Below are 25,145 nucleotides of genomic sequence, written 5' to 3' on the forward strand. Positions count from 1 at the left end.
AGAGGCACGGGTGCCAAGGTGGCCGTTGACAAGCAGTCGTGCGCAATCGTCCTGAAGGAATATCAGTGTGATTGAGAGCAGAGGGGGAACATCAGTCCAACCTATTCCTGTACGCAGGCCGATGACGCTTGTGCCGCGTTTGTGCCTGATGGTCGGCACGATATGCCCGCTTACGGTGATTGCGGCGCCAGCTGCAACGGCGAATCTCGGCGAGCAGGTGTTGCTGGCACAAAGTGCAGCTGGCAAGGCGGCCGCGCCCGCGCAGGCGCAGTTCGACTCCGATTTCCTGTCCGGGCAAGGCCAGAGAATTGATCTATCGGCATTTACCAGTGGCAATCCGATGGTGGCCGGCGCCTACCGGGTGGATATTTACGTAAACGGCAGTTGGCAGGGGCGCCGCGATCTGCAGTTCAAGGCCGATTCGGAAGGCGTGGTTGGTGCCTGTCTTGGCATCGCCCTGTTGGAGGAACTAGGTGTGGACACCGGGCTGCTGCAGACCGGGCTGCAAGCGCCCGCTGTTGCTGATGCGGCTGATTGCGTGCAGGTACAGCAGCGCATTGCCAACGCCTTTGGCAGTTATGACAGCGCCGCTCTGCGCTATGACTTGAGCATCCCGCAGGCGTTCATGCGTCGGGAGGCGCGCGGCTACGTCAATCCAGCATTGTGGGACCGTGGCGTCAACGCAGCTTTCATCGGTTACAGTTTCAACGCGATGGATAGTGATATCCGCCTGCCTGGTGGCAGCCGCAATCGCAATGCCTACCTCGGTTTGAACATGGGCTTGAATCTTGCTGGTTGGCAGCTGCGGCAGGATGCAAATCTGACCTGGAACGAGGCGGATGGCGATGGCAGCCATTGGCAGCGCATCGCAACGTACGCTCAACGCGGCTTCCCGCAGGTGCGTGGGATGCTGACCATTGGCGAGGCTTTCAGCAACGGCGAGTTGTTCGATTCGATCGGCTATCGCGGTGTCAGTCTGGTCAGCGATGACCGTATGCTGCCAGATTCGCTACGCGGCTACGCGCCGGTGGTACGTGGCATTGCTGAAACCAATGCGCGGGTGGAGATCCGCCAGAACCAGCAGTTGATCTACTCGGCCACCGTATCGCCTGGCAATTTCGTCATCGAGGATCTCTACCCGACTGGCTATGGTGGTGATCTGGAGGTCACGGTGATCGAGGCCGATGGACGGCAGCGGGCGTTCAAGGTGCCATTCGGCTCGGTGCCGCAGATGCTGCGTCCAGGTGTGTCGCGCTATGCGCTGACTGCGGGGCAGGTACGTAACGAGCGTCTGCTCGACGAGCCGTGGTTGTTGCAGGCGACGTATCAGCGGGGTGTGGGCAATCAGCTGACGTTATATGCCGGTAGCGCACTGAGCGAAGGCTATACGTCGGTGTTGTATGGCGCGGGTGTGGCAACGGCGCTGGGAGCGTTCGCAGCCGATGTCACCCATGCACGTACCCAGCTGCAAAGGGCTGGCAGTCGCCAAGGCACAAGCCTGCGCTTGAGCTACAGCACCTTGTTCGGCGATGCCGGCACCAATCTGACCTTGGCTGCTTATCGGTACTCGACGCGCGGTTTCTACGGGTTGCAGGACGCCTTGTACGCGCGCGATGCCATCGATAGAGGCTTTGCAACGCTGCCAACTGGACGCCAGCGCAGTCAGTTCCAGCTCACATTGAACCAGCCACTGGGGCAGCGTTGGGGGGCGTTGTATCTGACTGGCGCGGTGCGTGATTTCTATGATCTTCCCGGCACCAGCACGCAGTACCAGTTGGGGTACAACAATGCCTGGCGGTCACTCAATTTCGGTTTCTCGGCGTTGCGCACCGAGGATGGGCTGTTCGGCAACAAGGACACGCAATATCTGTTGAGCATCAGCATGCCGCTGGGCCGCAAGGCGGGGCCGTTGTCGGTCAGCGCGGACCTGGGCATGCGTGATCAAGGTGGCTATGACAGCAGTCGCCTTGGCATCACTGGCAGTGCGGGCGTGGACAACAGCCTCAGCTACGGCGTGACCTTGTCAGACAGCCGCGATGGCGGTAGTAGTGCCGCGGCCAATGCCAGCTATCAGGGGCGCTATGCGGCGTTGAATGCCTCCTACGGTTACTCCAACGACTTCCGTCAGTTCTCTGTGGGCGCGACCGGTAGTCTGGTTGCCCATGCTGGAGGGGTGACGCTGACGCCTCAGCGCGGCGACACCTTGGTGGTGGTGCAGGCCGATGGTGCGCGTGATGCACGCTTGACCAACGCCAGTGGCGTACGCATCGATGGCCGTGGTTTCGCGGTTGTGCCGTATGCAGCGCCTTACCGGCTCACCACGGTAACGCTGGACCCGCAGGACATGTCGCGTGAGGTGGAGCTGGAGAGCAGCAGTCAATCGGTGGCGCCGTATGCCGGTGCGATCAGTTTCCTGCGCTTTGATACCCGCAAAGGCCGAGCTGTACTGATCCAAGTACGTGGCGCAGATGGCTCGGTGCTGCCGTTCGGCGCGCAAGCCAAGGATGCACGCGGCCAGCCGGTTGGCATGGTCGGCCAGGCCGGGCGCTTGTATATGCGTAGTGAGCTGGAGCGCGGTCATCTGCAGCTTGCCTGGGGCGAGGCGGAAGATCAGCAATGTGGTATCGACTATCAGTTGCCTGCGGTTACTGATGCGTCGCCGATGGGTTTCATCAAGGTGGAGGCAACATGTCGTTGATCAATTTTTTGTGGCGCAAACCCCTTTTTGTTGCCTGTGCGGTCGTGGGTTCATGGATAGCGCTACCCGCGCACGCCAGGTGTGCGCTTACTTCGCCTGCTTTCCTGCCGCAGGATGTACAAATGGACATGGGGCAGGTGGTGATCCTGCCTAGCCTGCCGATAGGTGGGCTTATCAAGGAGTTGGTGGTCGGCATTGATCAGCGCGACAGCGTGGCCGGATGTACGAATGGTGGCAGTGCCATTGGGATTTACAACAATGCCAGGCAGCAGGTGCCGGTGCCCGGCTTCAAAGACGTCTACGCGACGGATGTTGCCGGCATAGGTATTCGCGTCTATCGCGACTCTGGACAGATCCAGACGTACTATCCGCATACGCTGGTGCTCAACGGCAGTAGTGCTGTGAACCTGGCGGGAGGACGATTCCGCGTGGAGTTGATCAAGACCGCGGCTATCACCGGGTCCGGCTTGATCGCACCCAGCGGTAGATTTACCACCTATTACTATGACGGTGATGGCGCCAGCAAGCCCGTGTTGATTTCGACCTTCAAAGGTTCTGGAACTACCGTGGTCAACCCGACCTGTTCGGTGCAGGCGGGCAGCCGCAATATCGTGGTCGAGTTCGGATCGGTACCTGCCAGCACCTTTACCGGCGTGGGTACGCGCGCGATCAATCGCGACTTTGATATCCGCTTGGATTGCCAGGGCAGCAATGTCGCGCAGTATCAAAGCCGGATCGGGATCCGGGTGGATGCGCTCCAGGACAGTTCCAACCTGCCGGGCGTATTGCCGCTGACTGTTGCTGCGGGTGCGGCTGGTGGCATCGCGATCGAGCTGGTACAGCGCAATGGCATTGCCGAGAAAGCGGTGCGGTTTGCCGAGAACATTGATCTTGGCGCCAGCGTGGCCGGTGCCAGCACCATGAGCCTGCCGTTGCGCGCCCGCTACATCCAGACCCGGGCGGGCAGGGTGACTCCCGGTAAGGCCAACGGCACGGCGACGTTCACCATTCAATACAACTAGGGCGGCATCGAACTGGCGCCGGCTGCCGCGGATTTCCATCCGCAGCCTCCGGCGCGCATGCTCGGCGGTGGCCTTTGCGAGCGGCGAAACCGCTGCAGGGCGCTCTATCGGATAAGGGTTCCCCGTGGCGATGGCGAAGATTCTCCGCCTCGTTCTAGAATGCTGGCTTGCCATCAAGAGGGCGATGCATGGGGATGCACGTCGACACCACCTGTATCAATTGCGATCGCGTAGCCGGCGGTCCTGAGCAGAAGTATTGCCCGAACTGCGGGCAGCCGACTCCGGTGCACCGGATTGATTGGCATTTCCTGAGCCATGAGCTGGAGCACAGCGTGCTGCACATGGACCGGGGCATTCTGTATTCGCTCAAGCAGTTGATGCTGCAGCCGGGCCGATTGCTGCGTGACTATATCGAAGGGCGGCGTGGTAATCAGGTCAAGCCGCTGCTGCTGATCACGATGATGGCGGCGGCGGTGGTGCTGTTGAATCGCCTGATTGCCGGCGGCAGTATGATGGATGTTGGTGCAAGCGAAGCAATGGCAGCCGCACAGGCAGTGCCTGCCGAGGTGATGAGGGTGATGGCGGCCTATCGCACGGTCGGGGCCTGGGTCGATTCCCATTTTGCCGCGTTCACACTGATGTTGCTGCCAATTGAAGCGCTGGTGTTCTGGCAGGTGTTCCGTCGCTACAGCCAGTTGAACTATCCCGAATGGCTGGTGATGATCACCCTGCTGACCGTGCAGGTATTCGTGATCTGGTCGGTGCTGGTGTTGCTGCACCGCTGGTTGCCGCACGCACAGCTCATGGCGGCGTTGCTGGGCATGATCTACAACGTCGTTTCGTTGCTGCAGTTCTTCCAGGATCGACCTGTGTGGTCGACGGTATGGCGGGCCGCGGTATCGCTCGCGGCGTTCTCGTTGATCAGTTCGTTTGCGGTCATGGCTGCTGCGCTGGTCGTGATGCGGGTCGGATGACCCGCTCACGCCTGCGTTGAGCGGGGCCTGCGCTCACTCCAGCGCGTAGCGCAGCACAAATAGACTTGCCACCAGCCACACAGCCGGGTGCACTTCGCGCCAGCGGCCGGTGCCTGCCTTCAATGCCGCGTAGGCGATGAAGCCGAAGGCCAGGCCGTTGGCGATGGAGTAGGTGAATGGCATCGCCAGCGCACACAGGGCGGCCGGTACCGATTCGGTCAGGTCATCCCACTTCACTTCGACCAGCTCGCGCAGCATCAGCCCGGCGACGAACAGCAGCGCCGGCGCGGTGGCATAGGACGGCACCATCGCCGCCAGTGGCGAGAACAGAAGCGCGGCCAGGAACAGCGCGGCAACCACCAGCGCGGTCAGGCCGGTACGGCCGCCCACCTGCACGCCGGAGGCGCTTTCGGCAAAGGCGGTGGTGGAGCTGGTGCCCAGCAGTGAGCCGGCGACAATCGCACTGCTGTCGGCGAGCAGGGCGCGGCTGAAGCGCTTCTTGCCATCTTCCAGCTTCAGCAGCCCGGCGCGGCCGAGTACGCCGTACAAGGTGCCGGTGGCATCGAATACTTCCACCAGCACGAACACCAGCACCACCTGCAGCAGCACCGCCAGCGGCGCGCCGCCGTCGTGGTGCAGCAGACCGGGCAGGTCGAGCTGCAGGAAGGTCGGGGCCAGGCTTGGCGGCAGTGAGACGATGCCCTGGTACTGCACTGAGCCGATCGCCCAGCCAATGCCGGTGACGGCGAGGATGCCGATCAGGATCGCGCCGCGTACCTTGCGCGCTTCCAGGATGGCGATCAGCAGGAAGCCAGCCAGTGCAAGCAGCGGTGGCGCCGTGTTGAGCGGACCCAGGGTCAGCATGGTGTCCTGGTTGGCGACGATCACGTTCGACTTCTGCAACGCGATGATGGCCAGGAACAAGCCGATGCCCGCGACAATAGCCGAGCGCAGCGAGGCGGGGATGCCGGCCACCAGCCAGGCGCGGATGCCGGTCAGTGACAACACCCAGAACACGATGCCGGAAATGAACACCGCTGCGAGCGCTTGCTGCCAGGGCAGCCCTGCAGCACCGACCACGGTGAAGGCGAAGAACGCATTCAAGCCCATGCCCGGCGCCATGCCGACCGGATAGTTGGCTGCCAGCGCCATCACTGCCGAGCCGATTGCTGCCGCCAGGCAGGTCGCCACGAATACTGCGCCCGGGTCCATGCCGGTGGTGCCGAGGATTTCCGGATTGACGAAGACGATGTAGGACATCGTCAGGAAGGTGGTGATACCGGCCAGCACCTCGGTGCGGACGCTGGTGCCGTGCTGTTGCAGTTTGAAGATTCGGTCGAGCAGGGACATGGGGGAATTCCGTGGGTTGCAGGCTGTGTCCTCTCGCTGGGCGGGAGAGGGGGCCGGAGGCGGGAGCGGGGCGTGCTGCCATCCGTCGCAGGAACCGAAAACGGAGTCCTGCCTTTTCTTCTCCCGCGTGCGGGAGAAGGTGCCCCGAAGGGGCGGATGAGGGGGAGCTTCACCCGCTCTTCAGCTCTTTGAGCTTTTCTGGCCAAAGCAAACGATGCCAGTTTCCTGCACAGAGCTTGCCCTCACCCCAACCCCTCTCCCGTGAACGGGAGAGGGGCTTCAAAGCGCATGGCGCGCTGTCCAGCGCCGTCGTCAAAAGCAGACGGCCGCACTGGGCGGCCGTCTGTCGGGTATTACTTCAGCGCCTTGAAACGCAGGCGCTTGGGACCGGCATTGTCGCCGAGGCGACGCTTCTTGTCGTCCTCGTACTCGCGGTAGTTGCCCTGGAAGAACTCGACGTGCGAGTCGCCTTCGAAGGCAATGATGTGCGTGGCGATGCGATCCAGGAACCAGCGGTCATGCGAAATGACGAAGGTGTTACCCGGGAACTCCAGCAACGCATCTTCCAGCGCACGCAGGGTTTCGATGTCCAAGTCGTTGGACGGTTCGTCGAGCAGCAGCACGTTGCCACCCTGCAGCAGGGTCTTGGCCATGTGCAGGCGACCACGCTCACCACCGGACAGCGAGCCGACCATCTTCTGCTGGTCTTGCCCCTTGAAGTTGAAGCGGCCGATGTAGGCGCGCGACTGGATCTCGACACCGTTGATGTTGAGGATGTCCAGGCCGCCAGCGATTTCCTGGAACACGTTGTGGTTGCCCGTCAGCGCGTCGCGGCTCTGGTCGACGTAGGACAGCTTGACGGTCGGGCCGACCACGATCTCGCCCGAATCCGGCTTTTCCTGGCCAGTGATCATCTTGAACAGGGTCGACTTACCGGCACCGTTCGGACCGATGATGCCGACGATGGCACCCGGCGGGATGATCATCGACAGGTTGTCGAACAGCAGGCGCTCGCCGAACTTCTTGGAGACGTTCTTGAACTCCATCACCGAGTTGCCCAGGCGCTCGCCCGGCGGGATGAAGATTTCATTGGTCTCGTTGCGCTTCTGGTAGTCAACGCTCTGCAGCTCTTCCAGGCGGGCCAGACGGGCCTTGCCCTTGGTGCGGCCACCCTTGGCGTTCTGGCGCGACCATTCCAGTTCCTTCTGGATCGCCTTCTGGCGGGCCTTTTCCTGGTTGTCTTCCTGCTTCAGGCGCTCGTCCTTCTGCTCCAACCACTGGGTGTAGTTACCCTTCCACGGAATGCCGCGGCCGCGGTCAAGTTCCAGGATCCACTCGGCGGCGTTGTCCAGGAAGTAGCGATCATGGGTGACGGCCACCACGGTGCCGGTGTAGCGCGCCAGGAACTGCTCCAGCCATTCCACCGACTCGGCGTCCAGATGGTTGGTCGGTTCGTCGAGCAGCAGCATGTCCGGCTTCTGCAGCAGCAGGCGGCACAGTGCCACGCGGCGCTTTTCACCGCCGGACAGGTTGCCGATCACCGCGTCCCACGGCGGCAGGCGCAGGGCGTCGGCGGCCACGTCCAGCTGGTTCTCCAGCGTGTGGGCATCGCCAGCGGCCAGGATGGCTTCCAGCCGTTCCTGTTCCTTTGCCAGTGCATCGAAGTCGGCGCCTTCCTCGGCATATGCGTCGTAGATCTTGTCCAGCGCAGCCTGGGCCTGCAGCACTTCGCCCACGCCTTCCTCGACCGCTTGACGCACGGTCTGGGCCGGGTCCAGACGCGGTTCCTGCTCCAGGTAGCCGACCTTGATGCCAGCCTGCGGGCGGGCCTCGCCCTCGAAATCGGTGTCCACGCCGGCCATGATCTTCAGCACGGTGGACTTGCCGGCGCCGTTCAGGCCCAGCAGGCCGATCTTGGCACCGGGGAAGAACGACAGCGAGATGTCCTTGATGATCTGCCGCTTGGGCGGGACCACCTTGCTGACGCGGTTCATGGTGTAGATGTATTGCGAGGACATGACGTCTCCGTAGCGCACGCCTGCGCCCGGTCCAGATAAGGACAAGGCCCAAGGCAAAAGGGAATCCCCCATTATAACCGGAACCCCGGCATGGCCGCCGGAGGTGATTGGGGCGCTTGCTGCTTTATGAATGGGAAAGGCCGTAACCGTTTCCAGCCGGAAACCGTTCAGATCAAGTGAGCATTATGGAAACCGTCCACCAACCCAGTGAGGGCCACCCATGAAGATGAACCGCTTTGTTGTCGCTGCGATGACCACCGTATTGGCGTTAGGTGCCACCGCCCCGGCCTTTGCGGCGGGTGACCGTGACGACCACGACCGTGGCCGCCACGGCTGGGACGACCGCGGCAGGGGCCATGATCGCGGCCGTGGTCACGGTCATGACCGTGACGACCGCCGTGATGACCGCCGCCATTACAGCAACGGCTACCGCGAGGGCTACCGCGATGCCCGCCATAACGACCGTCGTTACAACGACCGCCGCTATTACGCGCCGCCGCGCGTGGCCTATCGCCCCTACGGCTTTGAGCGAGGCCACCGTTACAGCAACTACTACGGCGGCCCGGTCTATGTGGTCAACGACTACAACCGTTACCACGTGCGTCGTCCGCCTTACGGCCATCGCTGGATCCGCGACGACCGCGGCAACATGCTGATGGTGGCCATCGCCACCGGCATCATCGCCGACATCGTGTTCAATCATTGAGCCAACGCGGCAGCTGGCTGAAGTAAGAAAAGGCGCATCCTTGGATGCGCCTTTTCCGTTTCAGCGGGTGTGTTCAGCGGACGTGGCTCATTCCGGCTGCCGGCTTAGGCAGTCCATTCCATCCAGCTGCGTGCAGATGCCACGAGGAAGAGTGATGCCGGTGCCAGTGGAAGAGGGCGAAGGCAGGACGCTGGGCCGCCTGGCTGGCGGGGCATCATTGCGGCCGACAACCACCGCACGAGCCAGTTCTGCTGCGGCCTCCGCCGTTACGCCAACTACCTGCAGGCTGCCGTTCTGGTAGCTGATGTCGTAATTGCTTAAGCCGGTGCCTTGGGCATCGCTGGCGAGAATGGCGTACGCGCCAGGCTGGGCGTTGACGTTGTTGCCATCGCTGAACAGTGAAACGCTGTCGATACTGTCGCCGTTGAGCAGGCCACTGCTGCGGTAGCCATCGAGTGCCAACAGTTGACCAATGCGCTTGCTGGTGTTGTTGGCACTAATGGTCAGCCCGGCCTTGCCGATCGACAACGTGCCGTCGACATAGGTGATGTCGTAGTTGGACAAGCCGCTGCCATCGGCATTGCTGGCGGTGATGGTGTAGTTGCCGACATTGGCAGTAGCGGCACTGCCGGTGCTGGTCAGGTCAACGCCGGTGAGGGAATCACCGTTGAGCAGCCCCTTGCTGCTGAAGCCATTGAAGCCGCCGCTCTGGCCATAGGTCTTGCTGCCATTGCCAGCGGTGATGGTCAGCCCGGCCTTGCCGATCGACAACGTGCCGTCGACATAGGTGATGTCGTAGTTGGACAAGCCGGTGCCGTCGGCATTGCTGGCAGTGATCGTGTAGTTGCCGACGTTGGCGGTGGCGGCACTGCCGGTGCTGGTCAGGTCAACGCCGGTGAGGGTATCGCTGTTGAGCAGCCCCTTGCTGCTGAAGCCATTGAAGCCGCCGCTCTGGCCATAGGTCTTGCTGCCATTGCCAGCGGTGATGGTCAGCCCGGCCTTGCCGATCGACAAGGTGCCGTCGACATAGGTGATGTCGTAGTTGGACAAGCCGCTGCCATCGGCATTGCTGGCGGTGATGGTGTAGTTGCCGACATTGGCAGTAGCGGCACTGCCGGTGCTGGCCAGATCAACGTCGGTGACGGCATCACCGTTGACCAGTCCCTTGCTGCTGAAGCCGTTGAAGCCGTCGTTCTGGCCGTAGGTCTTGCTGCCATTGCCAGCGGTGATGGTCAGCCCGGCCTTGCCGATCGACAACGTGCCGTCGACATAGGTGATGTCGTAGTTGGACAGACCGGTGCCGTCGGCGTTGCTGGCAGTGATGGTGTAGTTGCCAACATTGGCGGTGGCGGCGGAGCCATTGCTGCTCAGGTCGACCGAGGAAACGGTGTCGCTGTTGAACAGACCATTGCTGCTGAAGCCTGCGAAGCCACCGGTCTGACCATAGGTCTTGCTGCCATTGCCAGCGGTGATGGTCAGCCCGGCCTTGCCGATGGATAGATTGCCGTCGACATAGGTGATGTCGTAGTTGGAAAGTCCGGTGCCATCAGCATTGCTTGCGGTGATCGTGTAGTTACCGACATTGGCGGTGGCGGCGGAGCCATTGCTGCTCAGGTCCACGCCGGTGAGGGTATCGCTGTTGAGCAGCCCATTACCGCTGAAACCATTGAAGCCGCCGCTCTGGCCATAGGTCTTGCTGCCATTGCCGGCGGTGATGGTCAGCCCGGCCTTGCCGATGGATAGATTGCCGTCGACATAGGTGATGTCGTAGTTGGACAGACCGGTGCCATCAGCGTTGCTGGCAGTGATGGTGTAGTTGCCGACATTGGCAGTAGCTGCGCTGCCGTTGCTGGTCAGGTCCACGCCGGTGAGGGTGTCGTTGTTGAGCAGCCCATTGCCGTTGAAGCCATTGAAGCCGCCGCTCTCGCCATAGGTCTTGCTGCCATTGCCGGCGGTGATGGTCAGCCCGGCCTTGCCGATGGACAAGGTGCCGTCGACATAGGTGATGTCGTAGTTGGACAGACCGGTGCCGTCGGCATTGCTGGCCGTGATGGTGTAGTCGCCGACGTTGGCGGTGGCGGCACTGCCGTTGCTGGCCAGGTCGACCTTGGTGAGGCTGTCGCCATTGACCAGCCCGTTTTCGTTGAAACCATTGAGGCCGCCGCTCTGGCCATAGGTCTTGCTGCCATTGCCGGCGGTGATGGTCAGCCCGGCTTTGCCGATAGCCAGCACACCATCGACATACGTGATGTTGTAGTTGGACAGGCCGGTGCCATCGGCGTTGCTGGCCGTGATCGTGTAGTTGCCGACATTGGCAGTGGCTGCACTGCCGGTGCTGGCCAGGTCTACGCCGGTGAGGGTGTCGCCATTGACCAGCCCATTTTCGATGAAGCCATTGAAGCCGCCGCTCTGGCCATAGGTCTTGCCGCCATTGCCGGCAGTGATGGTCAGCCCGGCCTTGCCGATCGACAAGGTGCCGTCGACATAGGTGATGTCGTAGTTGGACAGACCGGTGCCGTCGGCATTGCTGGCCGTGATGGTGTAGTTGCCGACATTGGCGGTAGCTGCACTGCCGTTGCTGGACAGGTCCACGCCGGTAAGGGTGTCGCTGTTGAGCAGCCCGTCGCCGCTGAAGCCATTGAAGCCGCCGTTCTGGCCGTAGGTCTTGTTGCCATTGCCGGCGGTGATGGTCAGCCCGGCCTTGCCAACCGACAAAGTGCCGTCGACATAGGTGATGTCGTAGTTGGACAAGCCGGTGCCGTCGGCATTGCTGGCAGTGATCGCGTAGTTGCCGACATTGGCGGTGGCTGCAATGCCATTGCTGGCCAGATCAACGCCGGTGAGGGTGTCGCTGTTGAGCAACCCATTGCCGCTGAAGCCATTGAAGCCGCCGCTTTGACCATAGGTCTTGTTGCCATTGCCGGCAGTGATGGTCAGCCCGGCCTTGCCGATCGACAAGGTGCCATCGACATAAGTGATGTCGTAGTTGGACAGGCCAGTACCAACAGCGTTGCCGACAGTGATCGCGTAGTTGCCGGCATTGGCGGTGGCTGCAATGCCATTGCTGGTCAGGTCAACGTCGGTGAGGGTATCGCCGTTTACCAGCGTGTCGCTGCTAAAACCGTTGAAAGTGCCGATCTGACCATAGGTCTTGCCAACGCTGTTGGCGGTGATGGTCAGGGTTCTGGGGTCGATACTCAACTGTCCACCGACAAAGTTGAGCGCATAGCCGGAGATGCCGGTGTTCAGGCTGCCTTGGTTGATGTCGATCTGATACGGCGAACTGCTCACGCCAGCCGTACCTGCGACACCTGCTGAACTCAGTAGCGGTGCACCGGCGATCAGGTCTTCAATGACATCGGCGTTGTAGGCACCCAGCACCCCGACCATGGCGCCGCTGATGCTATAGGCGTTGTCCAAACGCAGGTTGTCGCCATAGATCTTGCGCAGGTTGGATGCCTGTACCGTCAACGTGGGTTGCCATGCGAACAGGTAGCGATTTCCTGACGCTGTGGTGCCAGCGAAGGCAGCGGTGTTCCAGATGGCACTGTTGGCGCTGTCGAGATTTCCGAAGGTATGCGGTGACGTTGGCGACTTGAGGTAGATGTTCCAGCGGCCTTTGCCGTTCAACTGAATCGCATTGGCACCGTAGCGGTTGTCGAACACGCCATCCGTGGAAAGATCCACGCTGTTGGCAGTGATCTGACCGGTCAATCGCAGATCTCCAGCAGTGCGGGCTCCCAGATAGCCGACCTCGGATGTACCAAGCAAAAGCGCGGTCGAACTGATGATGCTTGCGTTTGCTGCCCGCACTGACACTACGCCACCAAACGCGTTCTGCCCATTGTCCAGCTTTACGTTGCCGATGGCATTGAGCTGACTACTGCCGGTAACGCCCAGGCGAGCGCTCTGCAGGATGGAGCTGCCGCTGACCGCACCGAGGTCTCCCCGGATTGCGACATCGTCGAAAACAATCCCATTCGCCGATAGCGTGGTATTCCCCGCAATGCTGTTGCTGATCGTCAGAGTATTGCCGGCAGTAGCACCCAGACTGCCAAGCACGGCATTGGATACGGAGATACTGCCGGCACTGTGCAGCGTGGCCGCACCGTCCACTACCAAGGACCCGGTCTGGGTGATCGATGCGCCGCTTGCGCCCAGATTGCCGCCGATGTCCACGTTGTTGGCCGTCAGCGCGCCGCTGCCTGCAGCAAGCGTGGCATTCTCAGCGACCACCATATCTGCAACATCGAGACCAGCACTACCGGCCGCGTCCAGGCTCCTCACGGCGGGGCCGTCAAGCATCAGAAGACCCATAGAGCGGATGGTCGCCGCCCCTCCCGATAGATACACCGGACCGGCGAATAAATTGCTGCTGTTGCCGAAGCCAATCCGCCCTGTGCCCGCCGAAATACGAGTAACCCCGCCCACCTGGGTGCGACCGGAATTCTGCACGATATCGCTATTGGTACTGGTAAACGTTCCAGCTCCAGCAGCGGCAACGTTGCCCGACAGGTCGATGCCCTGACTACCCAGCAGATCCAGGTCTGCGCCCGCCAACGCAACCTGAGTGATCAACTGGCCACCATTGGCTGCCAGCGTAAGGTTGGCAGTGCCCGTATCCACATCGCTGCCGGTCAGCGATAAACCTTTCGCCGAGACCAGGCTGACCGCAGAATTGGCCCCGTTGTGCAACTGCGTCACCAGCAGATCACTGGCGGATTTGACATCAATCGTCGTGCCTGACAACGCGAGCGCGCCACCAAACGCGTTGTGCCCATTGCTCAAGGTAATGTCGCCAGCGGCATTGAGCTGGCTGGTGCCGGTGACATTCAACGCTCCGCTCTGCTGGATGAAACCGCCGCTGACTGCCCCAAGCTTGCCGTGGATCGTGGCATCGTCGAAGACGATCCCGTTACCAGACAGCGTGGCATTGCCAGCAATCGTGGCATTGCCAAGGCTCAGGCTGCCGTTTGCAGTTGCAGAAAGACTGCCTGCCTGCACAACGTCCAGATCAAGCGCGGATGCGCTGGCTATCTGAACCGCGCCACCGTCCAGCGATACCACGCCATCAAAGCGGTTGCCGCTGTTGCTCAGATTGATGTTGCCCTGTGATGCGAAGCTGGCCGTTCCCCCAACGCCATAGGCAGCGGTCTGGGTGATATCGGCGGCAGTATCCACGGAAAGGTTGCCGGTTGTGGCGATGCCTTTGGCATTCAGCGATGCGCCACGCACGGTAAACGAGTCCAACGCAGTGGTCGCGCCAACATGGTCACCGATAGTCACTGCACCGGTAGCAGTGATGTCCAGCGCATGCGTACCGTTGATCGCCCCCGCAAAGGAAACAGACCCCGCATCCACGGCCACATCATTGGTCAACAAAACAGGACGATTGAACACGGCGCTGGTATCGACGCTTACATTGCCTCCCAGCGTGGTGATACCGCCGCCTTGTACCAGCAGACTCTGCACATCGACCGCGCCGCCGAACGTGGTGCCGGCACCACCAGTTGCGGTCAGTGCCCAAGGCCCGACAACGGTACTGCCGAATGTCGTTGTGCCGTTCTGGCTGCGCACGCTGGTGAGTGCTTTCAGGTTGACCGCATCATTGAAGGCAACGTTGCCACTGGCGGTGACCCCGCCACCCAGCTCGGTAGTGCCGGCTGCATCTGTCGTCAGCGATGTCAGTGCGCTGGCCCCTCCTACCGTGCCACCAAAGCGGGTGACACCGGCTGTATTGACCCGCAGTGCATAGCCACCGTCGATGCTGCCGCCGAATCCGATACCCGCTCCGCCGGTGCTGGCAAGGGTCACGTCCTTGGTCAGCACCACTGGAGCGTTGTACTGCTGTGTGCCGCTGGTCGTTACCGATGTCCCCAGCAAGCCGAGCGCAGCACTGTCGACCTGCAGGCTGGTCAGTGCATTGTTTGCCCCGATCGATCCGACGCGCACCGTGCCATTGCCTGCATTCAGTGCCAATGCGTGCGCACCATCCACACCTGCCATGGTTATGTCGCCTTGCAAGCTGGTCAGGTTGCTGTCGCCGTTCAACTGCAGCGCGCCGTTGAACACCTGCGCGCCCCCCGTGGTTACTGCGCTATCGATGGCTGCGGGGCCGGACACCGTCAGGCTGGAGAGCGCTGTCGATTGACCTACATCTCCAGCAATGCGGACCGCGACATCGGACTTCAACGCAAGTCCCCATTTCCCATCAATGCTACCGGCGATGTCGATATCTCCCCGCGCTTCCAGCGAGGTGTCACGCGTCAGACCAAGTGCGCCGACGTAGCGTTGGTACCCTGTCGTGGTTATGTTGCTGGTCAGCTGGAGTTGGGATGCCCTCGCCTCCAGATTGCTCGCACTGACGCTGCCCAGTGTGAGCAGGTTGCCTGCATTGATAAGGATGTTGCCGCCGTTCAGATCGACACGGCCGCCAAACCTGTTGAGGGCGCCCAATGTGATGTTGCCGGCACCAGCGGCGAATGTACTTGCACCCGAAACGTCCAGCGCCCTGAACTGGTTGATGGAAGAGCCGGAAGCCTCAAGCCCGCCGCCATCGGTGACCGTAATGGAACCCAGCGACACTACGGACCCGCCAAGACTGGCGCCACCGCTGCCGATGCTGGCGTCATCCAGTGTCAGCGCGCCAAAGGCGCGTGCGACCAAGCTAGTCGCTTGGGCCCGACTGATGTCCAGCGCTGTGCTTGCAATGATGGAGACTGTAGTGCCGTCGAGCGCTACTTTGCCTTTGAATAGGTTCGCCACATTTGTCAGCGTCAGATGGCCGTCTGACGCGAAGCTGGCATCGCCGCCAACGTGGTAAGCCCCGGCTTGCAAGATACCGTTGGAGACGTTGAGGCTGAGGTTGCCGGAAGTCGTGATGCCCTGCGCGCTGAACCACCCTGCAGAGACTGCCAGCGACGCCAGTGGATCCATTGCCCCAACAGCACCCGAAAACTGTGTTCCTTCCGCTGCACTTGTCGTCAGCGAGTATGCGCCATCCAACGCGCCGCCGAAGCCGATGGAACCGGCAGAACTGGATAGCGTGGAGCCGCCGATTAGTACGACATTGTCGCCATAAGTCTGGTCACCTAGAGTATTGAACACGCCCCTCAAGCGCGTCGTTCCACCTGCGCCGGTAGCAAACGATGCCAATGCAGCGGTGCTGCCAAAACCGCCAGCCAGCGTGGTGGCACCTGTCGTGTTTACCGTCAGTGCATGCCCGCCATTGGCACCTGCATTGATACTGATGGAATCTCCAAGCGTACTGGTCAACGTGACATCGCCAGCCAGTACCAATCCGTCGCCATACGCCTGCGCACCGCTGGTGGTCACATCGCCGCCCAGCTTGGTACTGCCACCAGCATCGGTGATCAGCGAACCCAGGTTTACAGCGCCAGCAAACGCGGTCTGGCCGGCAGTGTTTAGGGTCAAGCCGGAAGTGCCGCTGACACTGCTGCCGAACGCGATATTGCCTGTCCCCGCACTGCTCAACGTGACGGGCCCAATCAGCGAAACGGTATCGCCATAGGTCTGGCTTCCCGTTGTTCGCACATTGCCGCGTAACTGGGTGGTGCCTGCTGCATCGGTGGTCAACGAAGCAAGGGCTGTAGTCCCGCCTATGGCGCCATTGAAGGTGGTTGCTCCCGCAGTATTGACGGTCAAACCATGTGCGCCATTGATTGTGGAACCGAAGTCGATGGCGCCTGCCGATCGGCTGGTCAGCGACGTCGTCCCCCGCAAGCTCACCGGACCGTTGTAGCGCTGCATACCAGTGGTGGTGACGTTCGACTGCAACGATATGCCCGATGTGCCGGAGACATCCAGCGACGTCAGCGCAGTTGAGCCTCCCACCGCACCACCAAAAAAGACTTCTCCGCCCGCTGTGACCGACAAGGCATGGCCGCCATCAATCGCTCCGCCGAATGTGATTGTACCCAGTGTGCTGGACAGACTGGTGTTCTGGCCCAGCACTACGGCGCCCTTGTAGCTCTGCCCCCCAGCGCTACTGATCGCGGCAGGCAAAAGTATGGATCCAGCGGTGGCATTCAGTGAGTCAACCTTGACATTGCCAAGGGCCAAGCTGCCAGCGGCTGAGATGCCTACATTGCCAGCGTTGAGCGACACCTTCCCGCCGAAGCGGTTGCCCGCATTGGTCAACGTTACATCCTTTGACGCATTGTTCAGCGTGGTGGTGCCCGCCACCTCCAGCGCCCCGGTCTGGGTAAGAGCGACGGTGTTGCTCAATGCAAGATTTCCGCGGACTGCCCCGCCGATTCTGGCTACCTCGTTGGTCGCACTGCTCAGTGTGACGTCGCCGGTAACATCCAGCTCAAGCCCCTTGACGTCGACCAGAGTCCCGGCACTTTGGCTGACGCCGCTATCACCGGAGAATCGGATGGTTTCGGCATCGACATAACCTGATATATGCAGCACTCCACCTACAGCATCTGTTTCAAGCTGCGTCGCCACTACCGCACCACCAAGGTTGATGGCCGACGCTGCCAGTGCTGGATCCAGGTTTGCCCGCAGTACGATGCGATTCGCCATGATGGTGCCGGTGTTGCTCACGGCGGCGGAGGTTCCGCCTGGCAAACTACTGGTTACTACCCCCAGCGTCGCAGTAGCGCCATCCACCGGGTTGTACTGGAGAGTGACACCGCCAGCTGACAGTAGATTCACCGTGCTGCCAACGATAGAGCCACTATTGGAGACAGACGCGCCCATCAACACTACCGGGCCACTGCTGTTGATCCGCCCCCCGGCATTGCTGACGCCTGCCGCTGCTCCGCTCTGAGCGAATGTGTAGTTGAAATCTAGATCGTCCTGGGTCAATGCCAGAGAACTGGCCACTAAACCGGCAACATTCACCTGCGCTCCACTACCAAAGGCAATACCGTTGGGGTTGATAAGGAACACGTGACCGGTCGATGTAAGCGCGCCATCGATGCTGCTCAGCGTCCCACCGGACACCAGGTTCAAGGTGACGCTGTTTGCACCTGGGGTGAGGATGTCGACGGTGCCACCGTGGCCGATATTGAAGCTACCCCAGGTGATCAGTGCTTTTGCCTGAGCCTGGGTGATCGTCATCGTGTTCGTGCCGGCTGAACCGTAGGAGATCGCTGCGCCGCTGGCGCTCCCATTCTGCGGAAGCTCAACGGCCTGTGCCCCGCCCGCGTAAGCAAGCGCCAGCGCCAACGGCAACAGCAACAGCAACAGGCGCAGGCGTGCCGGCGAACAGCGCGTGGCGCCGGTCGTCGCGCGTGGCGAAGTGCCGATTTCCGAGGTCACCTGGACTTGGCCAAGGGCGTGGTTGAACACAAGACGGTAGATGCGATTCATGGCTCAGATCCTCAGAAATTCATGCCGATGCGCGCCCACACCTGGACGTCGTCACCATCGGGGGCGCGGTAGCTGCCGGTCGGTTTTGCTGCGCTCAGATCCAGCTTCAGTGCGGGCTGCCACGGGAGGTACAGGCCAACGGCGATGCCGACGCCTTCCAGCGTGGTCGGCAGGATGCCTAGGCGGCGGTTGCCGGCCGCTGGCGAGGTGCGGCCCCAGTCGTAGAACAGCGACAGCTCCAGCAGGTCGCCCCAGCGGCGGCCGTTGAACGGCGAGGCGTGCTCGGCAAAGCCCGGCGCGCTGACCTGGTATTCAAAACTGGCCTGCACGCCGCGGTCGCCCAAGGCGCTGGATAGCGGGAAGGCACGCACGCTGCTGGGCCCGCCGAGGCTGAACTGTTCCAGCGGAGTGAGCGCGGCGTCGGTGAACTGGGCACTGCCGCGCAGCAGCAGGCGCTGGTTTGCGGGCAGGGCTTGCAGACGCGCAGCGCTCAGCCGGCTGACCCAGAAGTAGGGGTCGTGGGCGGGGTAGAGCCAGTTCATCGGCGCGGATTGGTCGTCGAAGGATTTGCGTACCGTCAGTTGCGCCATGTTGATGCCGCGCCAGCGACGGTCGGTATGGCGCAGGCTCAGGCCGGCGTCGAACACATTGAAGGCATGCCGCGACAGCTCCATGCCCAAGCCATCGAGGCGCGATTGCTCGTGGATCAGGCGGGCCGAGGCCTGCACTTGCAGGTCGGTGCGTTGGATGAACTTCCAGTCGCTACCGGCATACAGCTGGGTGGTGGGGCCATGGATTTCCAACGCACTGAACGGGCCGGTGTTCAACTCCATCTCGCTGCGGCTGAGCCCGGCGATGGCGCTGAGGCCATCCACTTTCGATGACGGGATGCTCAGCGACAGCGCCGCCTGCCAACTGTCGGCCGGGTTCAGCCCGTAACCCAGGCTGGCGGCCAGTACATCGCCGGCACCGAGTGCATTGAACGCACTGACGCCTACTTCGGCGCGGTACTTGCCGGTGCTGTCGGTGCCGTGGTTGCTCAGCCCTGCGCTGATTTCGTAAGGGCGGGCGCTGTCCTTGGCGACCAGCACGATGTCGGTCTCGCCCTCGTTCTGGCCTGGCTGCAATACCGAGGTAACCGAGACGCCGGGCAGGTCACGGGCGTAGAGCAGGGCGCGGTCAAGTTCCCTCTGCCGCAGCGGGCGGCCAATCAGGCCCAGGCTGCTGGCGGTGAGCTGGTCGTCGCGGTAGCGGTGGCTGCCCTGTACCAGCACCCGACCAACCCGGCCTTCGATGACCTTCAAGGTCAGGGTCTGGCTGTCGCCGATCTGCTGCGGCGGGATATAGGCCACCGATACCAGGAAGCCGGCGTCCCGGTAGGTCTGGGTGATGCGGGCGGTGATCTGCTCGATCTGCGCGAAGCTGAGTGCTGCCGGCAGGGTTGGGCTGATCTCGCGCAGGGCCTGGTTGGCGACGGCCTCGACCGCGCTGAGGGTGATGCCGTTGGCCGGATGCTCACCAACACCCTCAACCGTGATTCTTGCGACCTGCACGCTGGCGGCGGGCGCTGTACCGGGATCGGCGGCCATCGCGGCGGCTGGTTGGCCAAGTGCCAGGGCCAGCGTGGCGGCGAGCACGGCCGCGCTGGCGCGAAGGCTGCGGGCGGAGCGATGGTGGGTGGAGTGGGCAGGGCAGCGCATCAGCGAGGTAGTCCTTACGTTTCAACTGGAGAGCCGGGTGCCAGGAAGGCCACGGGCTTACTCTGTTAACCGTAGGAACCGCCATGAGGCGATCACCGAAATCAGGTAACTGGCGTCGTTTGTGACGCTCGTCACATCGCGGAGCTCGCCACCCAGCGCAGCTGATGCCGAATGAACAGGCGGCCCAGTGGCAGGAACGGGCTACAATCAACAGCTCCCTCGCCCCCGTACCAGGAGCTGTGATGTTCCCGCGTGAAGCCCGTATCGAGTCCTACGATCCCGAGTTGGCCAAGGCCATTGCCGATGAGTGCCAGCGTCAGGAAGACCATGTCGAGCTGATTGCCAGCGAGAACTACGCCAGCCCGATGGTGATGGAGGCGCAGGGCAGCCAGCTGACCAACAAGTACGCCGAGGGTTACCCGGGCAAGCGCTACTACGGTGGCTGCGAGTACGTGGACATCGCTGAGAAGCTGGCGCTGGACCGTCTCAAGCAGCTGTTTGGCGCCGATTACGCCAACGTGCAGCCGCACAGCGGCTCGCAGGCCAACCAGGCCGTGTACTTCGCGCTGCTGCAGCCGGGCGACACCATCCTGGGCATGAGCCTGGCCCACGGCGGCCACCTGACCCACGGTGCCAAGGTCAATGCCTCGGGCAAGATCTTCAATGCGATCCAGTACGGTGTGAACGAAGCCGGCCTGATCGACTATGACGAAGTCGAGCGTCTGGCGCTGGAGCACAAGCCGAAGATGGTGGTGGCTGGTTTCTCCGCCTATTCGCAGGTCATCGACTGGGCACGCTTCCGCGCCATCGCCGACAAGGTCGGTGCTTACCTGTTCGTGGACATGGCGCACGTTGCCGGTCTGGTCGCTGCCGGCGTGTACCCGAGCCCGATCGACCACGCGCACGTGGTCACCTCGACCACCCACAAGACCCTGCGTGGTCCGCGTGGCGGCATCATCATTGCCAAGGGCGCTGGCGAAGAGATCGAAAAGAAGCTGCAGTCGATCGTGTTCCCAGGCATCCAGGGTGGTCCGCTGATGCACGTCATCGCCGCCAAGGCGGTGGCCTTCAAGGAAGCGCTGGAGCCGGAATTCAAGGCGTACCAGCAGCAGGTGGTGAAGAACGCCCAGGCGATGGCGACCACGCTGATCGCGCGCGGCTACAAGATCGTCTCCGGCGGCACCCAGAACCACCTGATGCTGGTCGACATGATCGGCAAGGACGTGTCCGGCAAGGACGCGGAAGCCGCGCTGGGCAAGGCCCACATCACCGTCAACAAGAACTCGGTGCCGAACGACCCGCGTTCGCCGTTCGTGACCTCGGGCCTGCGCCTGGGCACCCCGGCCATCACCACCCGCGGTTACGTGGAAGGCGACTGCGTTGCGCTGGCCAACTGGATTGCCGACGTACTGGACGCACCGGCTGATGAAGCCGTCATCGCCCGCGTGCGTGATGCAGTCAGCGAGCAGTGCCGCAAGTACCCGGTTTATGGCTGATCGGCGTCGGGTGCCAGCGGTTTGTGGCACCCGGTCTGCCCACAGTTGACCGCATTACCCCGGGTTGGGCGCTTGCCCCGGCCCGGGGTTTGTTGTATCTGCGTAACAGGTTTTCCACGTCGCATGCGCGGCGCCTGATGTCCAAGGCTTGAAACATGCATTGCCCGTTCTGCCAGCACACCGACACCCGCGTGATCGACTCACGCGTTTCCGAAGATGGCGCCACCATCCGTCGCCGCCGTGGTTGCGAAGCCTGTGGCGAACGTTTCAGCACGCTGGAGACCATCGAGCTCAAGCTGCCGGTCATCGTCAAGAGTGATGGCGGCCGTGAGGCCTTTGATGCGCGCAAGCTACGGGTGGGTTTCGACCGCGCGCTGCAGAAGCGGCCGGTATCGGAAGAGCGCATCGAGGCGGCGGTACGCGCGGTGGTGCACCAGCTGCGCATGTGCGGTGAGCGCGAAGTGCCGTCGATCAAGGTCGGCGGCTTCGTGATGGATGAGCTGCGCAAGCTCGACCATGTCGGCTATGTGCGTTTTGCCTCGGTCTACCGCAGCTTCGAGGATGTCGCCGATTTCCGCGACGAGATCGAAAAGCTCGAGCGCGACCATTCCGCAGACAACGATCAGCTGCCTTTGTTGGAAGGGGCGGGGTCGACGGATGGCAGGACCGCGAAGTCGGCGAAGCGTTGACTTTGGTCCGCTGGCGGTTGACGCGGAGCAGATGATGCAAGGGCCTGACAGTTGTCTGTAGGAGTGGCGTAAGCCGCGAAGCTGACTGTTCATCAGATGGCACAGGTACCCAGGGCTCAAGCAACGTCAGCTTCGCGGCTTACGCCGCTCCTACAAGCACCGCGCCCGCCGTGCGCGAGCTGGCGGCGCGATGGATGCAGGCGTACCGTGTGCGCCGTTCTTTGAGCAGGTCTTGAATCCCGATGTTGTTCGTCAATCTGATCGACCGTCCCGAGTTGCTGCCGACCTTGGCGGCCGCGCATGTGCAGGCCTTCGGCAGTTTGCTGCCGGAGTGGACCGTGGCACAGGCCGAAGCCGAACTGCGTGCGCAGCAGCGCGACAGCATTCCCTGCAGCTGGCTGGCTGAGGACGACAGTGGTTGGCTGGGCTCGGTGAGTCTGCTGCACGACGATCACGAACAGATTCGTGGCTGGTCGCCGTGGTTGGCCTCGTTGTATGTAGGCCCGGCAGCGCGTGGCAAAGGCGTTGGCGCGGCCTTGGTCGCGCATTGCGTGGCGCAGGCCGCAGCGTTGGCCGTGCCAGTGCTGTATCTGTATTGCGAAGCGCCATTGGTAGCGTGGTATCGCAGCCTGGGTTGGCGTGTGCATGCCGAGCTGCAGCTGGGACCGCTGGCCATCACGGTGATGGCAGTAGATACCGGGCATGCCTGAGCTGCACTGAGGTGCCAATGCTGGCATCGCTGCGCATACACTTGCGTACGGACGCTGCCGCACTGAGCAGCGCGCTGCATTCGCAATGAGGTTCCAACGATGAGTCAGTTCACCGCCACCGATCACCTGCTGATGGCCCGCGCGCTGCGCCTGGCCGAGCGTGCCGCCTGGACCACGCGGCCCAACCCGATGGTGGGTTGCGTCATCGCGCAGGGGGATGACGTGGTGGGCGAGGGCTGGCATCAGCGTGCAGGCGGCCCGCATGCCGAGGTGTTCGCGCTGCGTCAGGCGGGTGAGCGCGCACGTGGCGCTACCGCCTACGTCACCTTGGAGCCCTGTGCGCATTACGGGCGCACGCCGCCATGTGCGCTGGCCTTGATCGAAGCGGGCGTAGGCCGGGTGGTGGCGGCGATGGCCGATCCCTTCCCGGATGTGGATGGCGGCGGTTTTGCGTTGTTGCGGCAGGCCGGCATTACGGTCGAAGTGGGTTTGATGGCAACACAGGCGCGCGAACTCAATCGTGGCTTCCTGTCGCGCATCGAGCGTGGCCGCCCATTCGTGCGGGTGAAGCTGGCCGGTAGCCTGGACGGCCGCACGGCAATGGCAAACGGCGAATCCAAGTGGATCACCGGCGAAGCGGCGCGCGCCGATGTGCAGCAATGGCGCGCTCGCGCGGGGGCGATCCTGACCGGCGCGGCCACGGTAGTGGCGGATGATCCTTTGCTGACCGCACGGCCAGACACTGGCGAGTTTTTGCCGCCGGTGCGGGTGGTGCTGGATGCACGGCTGCGCAGCCTGGCGTGCAAGCGTGTGCGTCACGGCGACGCGCCTACCTTGTATCTGCACGATCCAGCGCTGCTTGCGCCGGTACTGGATGGCGCTGAATTTGCCGGTGTTCTGGTGCAGGAGGATGGCCGGCTTGACCTGGCCGAAGTGATGGCGGTGCTCGCCGCGCGCGGCATCAATGAAGTGCATGTTGAAGCGGGCCCAACCTTGTGCGGCGCCTTGCTCAAGGCTGAGCTGGTCGACGAATTGTTGCTGTACATGGCGCCGCTGCTGATGGGCGATAGCGCGCGGCCGCTGTTGGCGGGCTTGGGCATCGAGGCCATGGCGCAGGTGCAGAATCTGCAGCTGCTGGACACGCGGATGCTGGGGCAGGATCTGCGACTGTTACTGCGGCCTGCATGATCGAGTGCAGTGTAGGAGCGGCGTAAGCCGCGAAGCACGCACATCATCAGATGGCACAAACGGCTGGTGTATTCACCAATGTCTGCTTCGCGGCTTACGCCGCTCCTACAAAATCGGGGCAAGAAAACGGGGGCCTTTCGGCCCCCGCTGCATTAAACCCGGTAGTGCCAAATCAGAAGCTGGCGCGCACGCCGACCGAGTACTGGGCGAAGTCACCCATCCACTGGCCTTCTGCAACCACGCCCCATGTCTTGTTGAACTTGACCTGGCCGCCCAGCACGCCGACGAATTCGGTGTCCATGTCGCTGCCATCAAGGGCGCCGCCCTTGATCCAGGCTTCAGTGCGTGCAGACGGCTTGCCGCGCAGGCCGATGGTCACGCGGCCGGCGTTGGTGTGGTCCTTGTAGGTGCCGTTGTACTGGCCCGCACCGCTGAGCTTTTCTTCCAGGTTCAGGCGCAGCCAGGCGATGTCGGCGGTAAAGTCGACGCGCTCACTCATGTTCATGTGGTAGCCGGCGCCCAGCTCCGGCTGGCCCAGTCGGAGCTTCGAGCGCACGCCATTGCCCCAGCTGACGGACTTGCTGACCTGCGAGTAGCTGGCGAACAGATTGACCTTCTCGGCGATATCGAACGAACCGCGCAGGTAGGCGCCGTCCAGATTCGGGTCGTTCAGAAAGTTGTCGTTGATCTGGACCTGGGTCCAACCGGCTTCAACATAGGTGTAGCTCAGCCCGTTGGCGGAGGCGACAACAGGTGCGGCAGCCAGCATGGCGGCCAGAATCAGGGTCTTGCGCATGGATTCCTCTTCAGTGCGATATCCGTGTCGACCAGCCCGTTGCGGGCCGGGACCGTACGTCATGTAGCGGCGGGCGGAGTCTAACGAAACCTTTACACCTGAAAAGTCGGGCTGGTGGCCGAAGTTGCAGTCGCGAAGGGTCCGCGTTGAAGGTGTTTTTACTGAAGATGGCCGCTGATTTTCGGGCGTTGGAAGATGATGGGCGCTTGTATGTCCGCGCGACTGCGGTCCGGCTCGCTCCCGAAGGGCTCAATTTCCAGACCAATCCTATTAGCGCGAGGCAGATTGCCACCTAATTTGTGCGCGCTCCATGGTGAGCAATGGCGCTCAGAGGTAGTAATTGTCTTGAAGCTTGAAAGCTGTTTGTTCCTCTGTGTGGCGGTTCTCTGGTTTGCAGCAGCGGCAATGTCGCAATGGCGCGATCAGCTGATGAGCGGGCTTGGCTGCCTGTTTTTC

At 62.3% G+C, this 25,145-nt stretch carries 13 protein-coding genes; 8 read left to right on the forward strand and 5 right to left on the reverse strand.

The genetic code is table 11. From position 1 onward, the window contains the following. The first annotated feature begins 121 nt into the window (after positions 1 to 121). The 3 genes from ACVOLR_RS01455 to ACVOLR_RS01465 all read left to right on the forward strand — a co-directional run bounded on the left by ACVOLR_RS01455 (position 122) and on the right by ACVOLR_RS01465 (position 4,694). Positions 122 to 2,698, forward strand: coding sequence for a fimbria/pilus outer membrane usher protein (locus ACVOLR_RS01455; protein ID WP_481534869.1), 2,577 nt, complete (start codon positions 122 to 124; stop codon positions 2,696 to 2,698). Continuing rightward, positions 2,689 to 3,720, forward strand: coding sequence for a fimbrial protein (locus ACVOLR_RS01460; RefSeq protein ID WP_481534870.1), 1,032 nt, complete (start codon positions 2,689 to 2,691; stop codon positions 3,718 to 3,720). The genes ACVOLR_RS01455 and ACVOLR_RS01460 overlap by 10 nt, the downstream gene beginning before the upstream one ends. A gap of 188 nt (positions 3,721 to 3,908) precedes the next feature. Further along, the gene (locus ACVOLR_RS01465; protein ID WP_481534871.1) at positions 3,909 to 4,694 is read left to right on the forward strand and encodes a DUF3667 domain-containing protein; all 786 of its coding nucleotides are present in this window, start codon (positions 3,909 to 3,911) and stop codon (positions 4,692 to 4,694) included. 33 nt (positions 4,695 to 4,727) lie between these two features. Here the strand turns inward: ACVOLR_RS01465 and ACVOLR_RS01470 are convergent, their stop codons facing one another. After that, complete coding sequence (locus ACVOLR_RS01470; RefSeq protein WP_481515225.1) at positions 4,728 to 6,044, reverse strand: NCS2 family permease; 1,317 nt, start codon at positions 6,042 to 6,044, stop codon at positions 4,728 to 4,730. Between the two features lie 353 nt (positions 6,045 to 6,397). Continuing rightward, a complete protein-coding gene (gene ettA / locus ACVOLR_RS01475) occupies positions 6,398 to 8,062 on the reverse strand; it encodes an energy-dependent translational throttle protein EttA (RefSeq protein ID WP_481534872.1) in 1,665 nt (554 codons plus the stop codon). A gap of 220 nt (positions 8,063 to 8,282) precedes the next feature. On the opposite strand from ettA, the gene ACVOLR_RS01480 reads away from it, so the two are divergent. Continuing rightward, positions 8,283 to 8,768, forward strand: a complete 486-nt coding sequence (locus ACVOLR_RS01480) for an RcnB family protein (protein WP_481534873.1) — start codon at positions 8,283 to 8,285, stop codon at positions 8,766 to 8,768. Between the two features lie 87 nt (positions 8,769 to 8,855). Here the strand turns inward: ACVOLR_RS01480 and ACVOLR_RS01485 are convergent, their stop codons facing one another. Both ACVOLR_RS01485 and ACVOLR_RS01490 read right to left on the reverse strand, forming a co-directional pair. Next, complete coding sequence (locus ACVOLR_RS01485; RefSeq protein ID WP_481534874.1) at positions 8,856 to 18,110, reverse strand: MBG domain-containing protein; 9,255 nt, start codon at positions 18,108 to 18,110, stop codon at positions 8,856 to 8,858. 11 nt (positions 18,111 to 18,121) lie between these two features. Then, positions 18,122 to 19,810 (reverse strand): ShlB/FhaC/HecB family hemolysin secretion/activation protein, encoded by a 1,689-nt coding sequence (locus ACVOLR_RS01490; protein ID WP_481534875.1) that lies wholly within the window; start codon positions 19,808 to 19,810, stop codon positions 18,122 to 18,124. A gap of 242 nt (positions 19,811 to 20,052) precedes the next feature. Between ACVOLR_RS01490 and glyA the strand changes: the two genes are divergently transcribed. The 4 genes from glyA (at position 20,053) to ribD (ending at position 23,893) form a co-directional block, all read left to right on the forward strand. After that, complete coding sequence (gene glyA, locus ACVOLR_RS01495) at positions 20,053 to 21,306, forward strand: serine hydroxymethyltransferase (protein WP_481534876.1); 1,254 nt, start codon at positions 20,053 to 20,055, stop codon at positions 21,304 to 21,306. A 155-nt stretch (positions 21,307 to 21,461) separates the two neighbouring features. Then, the gene (gene nrdR / locus ACVOLR_RS01500) at positions 21,462 to 21,995 is read left to right on the forward strand and encodes a transcriptional regulator NrdR (RefSeq protein ID WP_481534877.1); all 534 of its coding nucleotides are present in this window, start codon (positions 21,462 to 21,464) and stop codon (positions 21,993 to 21,995) included. Between the two features lie 242 nt (positions 21,996 to 22,237). Then, positions 22,238 to 22,705, forward strand: coding sequence for a GNAT family N-acetyltransferase (locus ACVOLR_RS01505; RefSeq protein ID WP_481534878.1), 468 nt, complete (start codon positions 22,238 to 22,240; stop codon positions 22,703 to 22,705). Positions 22,706 to 22,804: 99 nt separating this feature from the next. Further along, on the forward strand, positions 22,805 to 23,893 hold the full coding sequence (gene ribD / locus ACVOLR_RS01510) for a bifunctional diaminohydroxyphosphoribosylaminopyrimidine deaminase/5-amino-6-(5-phosphoribosylamino)uracil reductase RibD (protein ID WP_481534879.1): 1,089 nt from the start codon (positions 22,805 to 22,807) through the stop codon (positions 23,891 to 23,893). A 172-nt stretch (positions 23,894 to 24,065) separates the two neighbouring features. On the opposite strand, the gene ACVOLR_RS01515 is transcribed toward ribD, so the two are convergent. Beyond that, positions 24,066 to 24,689 (reverse strand): hypothetical protein, encoded by a 624-nt coding sequence (locus tag ACVOLR_RS01515; RefSeq protein WP_481534880.1) that lies wholly within the window; start codon positions 24,687 to 24,689, stop codon positions 24,066 to 24,068. Between the last annotated feature and the right edge of the window lie 456 nt (positions 24,690 to 25,145).

Source organism: Stenotrophomonas sp. STEN030 (assembly GCF_056759995.1).

What these genes read in the sequence shown, in the direction of transcription:
- ACVOLR_RS01455 (WP_481534869.1), top strand. Translation starts at nt 122, where the DNA reads ATGACGCTTGTGCCGCGTTTGTGCCTGATGGTCGGCACGATATGCCCG.
- ACVOLR_RS01460 (WP_481534870.1), top strand. Translation starts at nt 2,689, where the DNA reads ATGTCGTTGATCAATTTTTTGTGGCGCAAACCCCTTTTTGTTGCCTGT.
- ACVOLR_RS01465 (WP_481534871.1), top strand. Translation starts at nt 3,909, where the DNA reads ATGGGGATGCACGTCGACACCACCTGTATCAATTGCGATCGCGTAGCC.
- ACVOLR_RS01470 (WP_481515225.1), bottom strand. Translation starts at nt 6,044, where the DNA reads ATGTCCCTGCTCGACCGAATCTTCAAACTGCAACAGCACGGCACCAGC.
- ettA (WP_481534872.1), bottom strand. Translation starts at nt 8,062, where the DNA reads ATGTCCTCGCAATACATCTACACCATGAACCGCGTCAGCAAGGTGGTC.
- ACVOLR_RS01480 (WP_481534873.1), top strand. Translation starts at nt 8,283, where the DNA reads ATGAAGATGAACCGCTTTGTTGTCGCTGCGATGACCACCGTATTGGCG.
- ACVOLR_RS01485 (WP_481534874.1), bottom strand. Translation starts at nt 18,110, where the DNA reads ATGAATCGCATCTACCGTCTTGTGTTCAACCACGCCCTTGGCCAAGTC.
- ACVOLR_RS01490 (WP_481534875.1), bottom strand. Translation starts at nt 19,810, where the DNA reads ATGCGCTGCCCTGCCCACTCCACCCACCATCGCTCCGCCCGCAGCCTT.
- glyA (WP_481534876.1), top strand. Translation starts at nt 20,053, where the DNA reads ATGTTCCCGCGTGAAGCCCGTATCGAGTCCTACGATCCCGAGTTGGCC.
- nrdR (WP_481534877.1), top strand. Translation starts at nt 21,462, where the DNA reads ATGCATTGCCCGTTCTGCCAGCACACCGACACCCGCGTGATCGACTCA.
- ACVOLR_RS01505 (WP_481534878.1), top strand. Translation starts at nt 22,238, where the DNA reads ATGTTGTTCGTCAATCTGATCGACCGTCCCGAGTTGCTGCCGACCTTG.
- ribD (WP_481534879.1), top strand. Translation starts at nt 22,805, where the DNA reads ATGAGTCAGTTCACCGCCACCGATCACCTGCTGATGGCCCGCGCGCTG.
- ACVOLR_RS01515 (WP_481534880.1), bottom strand. Translation starts at nt 24,689, where the DNA reads ATGCGCAAGACCCTGATTCTGGCCGCCATGCTGGCTGCCGCACCTGTT.